8 protein-coding genes and 1 pseudogene are annotated in these 5,310 nt (G+C 43.2%); 7 read left to right on the top strand and 2 right to left on the bottom strand.

The genetic code is table 11. The annotated features are described in order from the left end of the window. The coding region (gene malQ / locus IQ229_RS11665) for a 4-alpha-glucanotransferase (protein WP_194043859.1) at window positions 1-1,402 on the bottom strand (1,402 nt) is incomplete at its 3' end. 348 nt (window positions 1,403-1,750) lie between these two features. On the opposite strand from malQ, the gene IQ229_RS11670 reads away from it, so the two are divergent. The 7 genes and pseudogenes from IQ229_RS11670 to IQ229_RS11695 all read left to right on the top strand — a co-directional run bounded on the left by IQ229_RS11670 (window position 1,751) and on the right by IQ229_RS11695 (window position 4,907). Then, window positions 1,751-2,182, top strand: coding sequence for an NUDIX domain-containing protein (locus IQ229_RS11670; protein WP_194043861.1), 432 nt, complete (start codon window positions 1,751-1,753; stop codon window positions 2,180-2,182). A 110-nt stretch (window positions 2,183-2,292) separates the two neighbouring features. Next, a complete protein-coding gene (locus IQ229_RS24510; protein WP_194043863.1) occupies window positions 2,293-2,673 on the top strand; it encodes a pentapeptide repeat-containing protein in 381 nt (126 codons plus the stop codon). A gap of 41 nt (window positions 2,674-2,714) precedes the next feature. Continuing rightward, window positions 2,715-2,816 (top strand): annotated as a pseudogene (locus IQ229_RS24990) (pentapeptide repeat-containing protein); the annotation flags it as partial. Between the two features lie 93 nt (window positions 2,817-2,909). Then, window positions 2,910-3,599, top strand: a complete 690-nt coding sequence (locus IQ229_RS24680; protein ID WP_194043865.1) for a Rid family detoxifying hydrolase — start codon at window positions 2,910-2,912, stop codon at window positions 3,597-3,599. Window positions 3,600-3,612: 13 nt separating this feature from the next. Next, complete coding sequence (locus IQ229_RS11685; RefSeq protein ID WP_194043867.1) at window positions 3,613-3,867, top strand: hypothetical protein; 255 nt, start codon at window positions 3,613-3,615, stop codon at window positions 3,865-3,867. After that, a complete protein-coding gene (locus tag IQ229_RS11690) occupies window positions 3,864-4,169 on the top strand; it encodes a type II toxin-antitoxin system VapC family toxin (RefSeq protein WP_228013393.1) in 306 nt (101 codons plus the stop codon). The genes IQ229_RS11685 and IQ229_RS11690 overlap by 4 nt, the downstream gene beginning before the upstream one ends. 264 nt (window positions 4,170-4,433) lie before the next feature. After that, complete coding sequence (locus IQ229_RS11695) at window positions 4,434-4,907, top strand: hypothetical protein (RefSeq protein WP_194043869.1); 474 nt, start codon at window positions 4,434-4,436, stop codon at window positions 4,905-4,907. 3 nt (window positions 4,908-4,910) lie between these two features. On the opposite strand, the gene IQ229_RS23950 is transcribed toward IQ229_RS11695, so the two are convergent. Beyond that, a partial coding sequence (locus IQ229_RS23950) for a hypothetical protein (protein ID WP_228013394.1) occupies window positions 4,911-5,310 on the bottom strand: 400 nt, incomplete at its 5' end.

Here is a 5,310-nt window from a genome sequence, read left to right on the forward strand (position 1 = left end):
CGGCAATACTGGGAAAATTCATCCGCGCTTCGTTTCCTAATCCCAAAATATCTTGCAAGGGAATAATCGCTTGGTTGGCTATAGAACTCAAAGCTAGGCGAATCAAATCCCAGTGAATGCCATCAGGGCTGATAGAACCTAAATAAAGCAACAAGTTTTGCTTTTCGTTGTCCTCAGCTGTATTGAACCAGCCTATAGTTGTATCATTATCGTGAGTCCCGGTATAAACTACAGCATTGTGCCGATAATTGAATGGTAAAAATGGGTTAGTGGAATCAGCACTAAAGGCAAATTGCAAAATTTTCATCCCCGGAAATTCATACTTGTCTCGCAGCGCTTCTACCCCCGGTGTAATTACTCCCAAATCTTCTGCTAAGACGGGTAGCTTGCCCAACTTTTGCCTAATCACTTCAAAAAAAGCATCTCCAGGCGCTTCCACCCATTTACCATTTATGGCAGTTTGTTCACCTTGCGGCACAGCCCAATAAGCTTCGAAGCCGCGGAAGTGGTCAATACGAATTATATCTACATAATCCAGCATTGCCTCAAAGCGCTGTACCCACCACTTAAAGTCTTGTTTTTGCAATTCCTCCCAGTTGTAAACCGGGTTGCCCCACAATTGACCGGTGGCGCTAAAGTAATCTGGTGGAACTCCTGCCATTTGAGCAGCAGCACCTGTCTCTTCGTCTAAGCAAAAAATGTTGGGATGCGCCCACACGTCGGCACTATCATGAGATACGTAGATGGGGATATCGCCAATAATGTTAATGCCGCGCATATTAGCGTAACTTTTTAGTTCTGACCACTGGCGAAAAAACTCAAACTGGACGAATTTGTAATAATAAATATCTCCATTGAGCCGATGCTGTGCTTGCTCCAATGCTTGGGGATCGCGCTTGACAAATTCTGGCTTCCATGCGTGCCAGTTTGCATTCTCGTTGGCATCTTTTAGCGCCATAAATAAGGCGTAATTATCTAGCCAATAAGCTTTACTGTCGCAAAAACCTGCAAACTCTTTCTGCTGGATGGGCGTAGCATTGGTTCTAAATTTGTCACAGGCTTTTTTGAGTAGCCCAATCTTAATCGGCACAACCTGCTCGAAATCTACCTTTTCTACTGGAAATCCTGGTAAATTAGCAAAGTCTTCTTCAGATAGTAAACCCTCTTCTAAGAGTTTTTCTGGGCTAATTAGCAGAGGATTTCCTGCCATTGCCGAGTAGCACATATACGGAGAATTGCCGTATCCAGTGGGGCCCAGTGGTAAAACTTGCCAATATTGTTGATGGCTATCTTTAAGAAAATCAATGAAGCGATAGGCTTCTAAGCCTAAATCCCCAATACCAAATCGACTGGGAAAGGAGGTAGGATGCAGCAAAATGCCACTGGATCTAGGAAAAGGCATAAGTAACCTGAATTATAAGAGGGAGCAATTGTCTGATGGAGACGCTAGGCGATCGCATCAAATTTATCACTGAACGGTATTTGCAGGGGAAATCAAGTAAACTCATTTTGTTTGTCATTTGTCTTTTGTCATTTGTCCTTTGGGAATAACCAATACAACTCTTGGAGAGGCTGCACTTCTCTACGAGACGCTGCGCGTAGCTTGCTTCCCCGGAGGGGTACGACTACGCTCTGTTACCACGCCAACGACTACGCGGTAGTTGAGCGCAGTCGAAACTCTGTACAAGTGACTAATGACTAATGACCAATGACTAATGACTAATGACTAATGACTAATGACTAAATAAATATGACTTACCGAAATCCTACACCAACAGTTGATATCATCATTGAACTAGTAGATCGACCTCATCGGCCAATAGTGTTAATTGAAAGACATAATCTACCTTTAGGTTGGGCTATTCCTGGTGGTTTTGTAGATTATGGCGAAGCGGTGGAAGTGGCGGCGCGGCGAGAAGCTGAGGAAGAGACGGGTTTACAGGTGGAATTAGTTGAACAATTACTGGTGTATTCTGACCGCGATCGCGATCCGCGTCAGCATACCATTAGCATTGTGTTTTTGGCGACAGCTACGGGGGAACCTGTGGCTGGAGATGATGCTAAGGGTGTAGGCATTTTTGAGTATTGGCGAGTGCCTGGTAATTTATGTTTTGACCATGATCGCATTTTGCGCGATTATTGGCGGTATCGGCATTATGGGATACGTCCGAGGTTGGGGTAAGAGGAACGAACCGCAGAGGCGCAGAGAGCGCAGAGAGAAGAGGGGAGAAGAATAGCTGTGACACAAAGTTTTTGTGATTATACTGTGTCAGTGGTATTTAATGGTGCGTTATGGACGCTGAAGAACTGTTGGATAAATACGCCGCAGGGGAGCGGAATTTTCATTCAGAAAATTTGAGTGAAGAAAATCTCAAAGGTGCAGACCTCTGTGAAATAGACCTATACGGTGCAAATTCGGCTGGAGTTGATTTAAGTGGAGCAAATTTAACCCAAGCAAAGCTTAATAGTACAAATCTTACTAAAGCGTTTTTAACAGATACAAAGTTAAGTTCAATAAGTGCTTCTTCAGCAATTTTTGCTTGGACAGACCTCAATGGTGCTGACTTAAGTTGGTCAACTCTCAATAGCGCAAATTTGAATCATGCAAACTTAGAACAGGCAAACTTGATAGGTGTAGACCTAAGTAGTGCAAAATTATTTATGCAAACCTAGATACAGCAAATTTAACTGGAGCAACTCTTAGTAGTGCAGACCTGACTGCGGCTTCCTTAGCTGAAGCTAATCTCAGTAAAGCTAATCTAACTAAGACAGATTTTAGCCAAGCGTACTTAATTGGAGGAAACTTTACTCTGGCTAACTTAACTGAGGCAATATTGCAAAGTGCCAAACTCCAAGGAAGTATATTTCATAGAGCGAATCTGAATAAAGTTGATCTCTCAGGCATGAATTTGGCTGACATAGATTTTGCAGCAGCATCTCTTCAAAGTACAAACCTTACAAAAGCATTTCTCCAAGGAGCGAATTTAGAAAAAGTCAATTTGCGATGGGCAAATTTAACCAGAGCAAATTTAGATGGAGCAAATTTGAGAAGAGCTGATTTAACTGGAGCAGATGTCTATGGGACGAGCTTTAAAGATGCTGACCTAACTGGTGCGATAATGCCAGATGGAGAAGTCTACAAACCGATCGCAGCTGAAGCGAAAATCGGTAAACAGGAAACATCGTTAGAGAAAGTAATATCTATGACCCGTAAAGTAATTAATACTGATAACGCACCCGCACCAGTCGGCCCTTATAATCAAGCGATCGCAGCTTCAGGTCAATTTGTATTCATCGCTGGACAAATTGCCATCGATCCCCGCCTTGGTGATGTCGTCTACACTGATGATGTCAAAAAACAAACTGAACAGGTATTAGCTAATCTTGAAGCCATCCTCATAGCAGCTGGGGCGACTTTTCAAGATGTGGTGAAGACCACTGTATTTCTAGCTGACATGAATGATTTCGCGGCGGTGAATGCTGTATATGGTAAATATTTCCCGGAAAATACAGCCCCAGCACGGGCTTGTGTGCAGGTATCGCGCTTACCTAAAGATGTGTTGGTAGAGATTGATGCGATCGCGGTGATTAGCGGTTAGAGAAAATAGAGCAATGAGCAAAATTTTAACGGTTACATTTGATGGTTCTGTTTTGCGCCCAGATATTCCACCTGATTTAGAACTGAACAAACGCTATGTGATTACCATCGTTTCTGAGGATATTAACTCATCTAAAACTAAAGTGGCTGATGTGTGGGATGTATTAGAAGATTTAACAGGGACAGTTGATGCACCTGAAGATTGGGCAAGTCAACATGACCATTACTTGTATGGCACACCAAAGCGTCAGCCTGAAATTAACACATGACGGGTGAGCGAATATTTTTAGACACTGTTTTTATCCAAGCGTTACTAAATGTACGCGACCAATACCATCTCAAGGCTAAAATACTGCTACCGCGTGTTCAAAGTGCCGTGGAAGTATGGGTAACTGAAGCTGTTTTAATTGAAGTTGGTAATGCTTTGAGTGCTTTTAATCGCACAGCCGCGATACGATTTATCCAGCAGTGTTATCAAACAAAAAATATGTGTGTTGTAAGTGTAGACACACAACTGCTCAACCGTGCTTTACAACTTTATCAGTCCCGTTTAGACAAAACCTGGGGTTAACTGATTGTATTTCGTTTATTGCCATGCAGGATCGGGGCTTAATTATTGCAGCAACCGCCGATCAACACTTTGGCCAAGCAGGTTATCGGGCACTTTTGCTGGAAATAGAAGCTTGACTGGATTATGGCTTGAAAAATTACGACTTCAACAGCAGAGTTGAGGATTGGCAATTGTAAGTATTTTTGAGTGTTCCCCTCTGATGAATGCGATCGCCTTTCTAACTTTGGGAATACTGAAATTAAGTACCCTAAAGGAGTATTAAAAATGGCAGAAAATCGTATCAGTGCCAGTTTAGCCCCAGCAGACAAAGAAGCGGTCATGCAGGCGATCGCTACAATTAGAGAAAAGTTACCGTTTTTGGTTGATTTGACCCCTGAAGATCGGCGAACAATGCTGAAGATGGGAGATAAAAGTCGGGCTTTTGTAAGCATTGCCTTACAAGTGGCAACACAAAACCCTAACTTTTTGCCTCGTTACTTTGATTTAGAAGAAATGCGCCGGGACTTGGAAATATATGAGGACTTGTATCCGGTGCTGTTGTCTCTAACGCAACTGCAAGAATTGGTGGATGATACCTGTATAACTGCTGCTAGTGAAGCGTATGCAGCAGCATTAGCAGTTTATAGCTATGCCAAAGCTAGCGGTGATGTTGCAGGTTTAGATGCAGTCATTGATGAGATGGGACGCAGGTTTAACCGCCGTTCTAAGAAAAAGCAACCCGAAGTCCCAGTTAGCTAAAGTCTAAAATAGGCGATTACAATAGTTGCCTATTTGGTAAAATACACGTAATTTGTAGGGGCATAACATTGTTATGCCCTTTTCGCATTTTAAATCTAAAGATTTTTGAAACCCGCGCAGGCGGGTTTTGTCTGTGTAGCCGCGACTTCTAGTCGCCAAGGCTTTTTTGAGCCTCAGAAGGTCAACGTCGAGCCTCAGAAGGTCAACATCGAGCCTCAGAAGGTCAACATTGAGCCTCAGAAGGTCAACATCGAGCCTCAGAAGGTCAACATCGAGCCTCAGAAGGTCAACGTCGAGCCTCAGAAGGTCAACGTCGAGCCTCAAAAGGTCAACGTCGAGCCTCAGAAGGTCAACATCGAGCCTCAGAAGGTCAATATCGAGCCTCAGAAGGTCAATACATAAT

This window comes from Nostoc cf. edaphicum LEGE 07299 (genome assembly GCF_015207245.1).
Lineage (GTDB): Bacteria > Cyanobacteriota > Cyanobacteriia > Cyanobacteriales > Nostocaceae > Nostoc > Nostoc edaphicum_B.